1 protein-coding gene is annotated in these 1,172 nt (G+C 71.8%); it reads right to left on the reverse strand.

Annotated features, from left to right (window positions below):
- Positions 1-1,172, reverse strand: a 1,172-nt coding sequence (locus tag G7A99_RS20260; RefSeq protein ID WP_163143647.1) for an ATP-dependent DNA helicase RecQ, incomplete at both ends; no start/stop codon positions are given.

Here is a 1,172-nt window from a genome sequence, read left to right on the forward strand (position 1 = left end):
AGGCCGCCGTGGCCCTCCGGGTCCGGCTGCACCAGCCCCTGGGCGAGCATCTGCCGGATCAGCGACTGCCACGTGCCGCGGGCGAGGTCGCGGCCGATGCCGTAGGTGGAGAGGCGGTCGTGACCGAGCTCGCCGATGCGCGCGGCGGTGCCGCCGGTGAGGACCTCGATGATGTGATTGGCACCGAAGCGCTGGCCCGTGCGGTAGATGCACGAGAGCAGCTTCTGCGCGGCCTCGGTGGCGTCCCAGGTCTCCGGCGGATCGAGGCAGTTGTCGCAGTTGCCACACGCACCCGGATGGCTTTCGTCGAACCAGCCGAGCAGGGCCTGGCGCCGGCAGCCGGTGTGCTCGCAGAAGCCGAGCAGTGCCTCCAGGCGCTGGCCCTCCAGGCGCTTGTGGCGCTCGTCCGCCTCGGAGTCCTCGAGCATGGCGCGCAGGCGGTAGACGTCGCGGGTGCCGTAGAGCAGCAGTGCCTCGGCGGGCAGGCCATCGCGCCCGGCGCGGCCGGTCTCCTGGTAGTACGCCTCCAGGCTCTTGGGCAGGTCCATGTGCACCACGAAGCGCACGTCCGGCTTGTCGATACCCATGCCGAAGGCGATGGTCGCCACCATCACGATGCCGTCCTCGCGCAGGAATCGGCGCTGGTGGGTCTCGCGCAGGCTGGCGGGCAGGCCGGCGTGGTAGGGCAGGGCGTTGACGTCCCGGGCCATCAGCCACTCGGCGACGTCCTCCGTGGCACGACGGCTCATGCAGTAGATGATGCCGGACTCGCCCGGGTGAGCGTCGCGGATGAACTCCAGGATCTGCTGGCGTGCCCGCTCCTTGGCGCGGATGCGGTAGCGGATGTTGGGCCGGTCGAAGCTCGCGACGAAGGTCTCCGCCCCGTCGGGCAGGAGATTGCGCTCGATCTCGCCGCGGGTGCGGGCGTCCGCCGTGGCGGTGAGGGCCACCAGCGGCACGTCCGGGAAGCGCTCGGCGATGCGGCCGAGCTGGAGATATTCCGGGCGGAAGTCGTGGCCCCACTGGGAGACGCAGTGGGCCTCGTCGATGGCGAACAGCGCGATGCGCTGGCGCTCCAGCCGCGGCAGCAGGCCGCCGCCGAGCAGGCGCTCCGGGGCGACGTAGAGCAGGTCCAGCTCGCCGGCTGCGAGGTCGCGCTCGCAGCGCTCGCG

Source organism: Arhodomonas sp. KWT, from assembly GCF_010993615.1.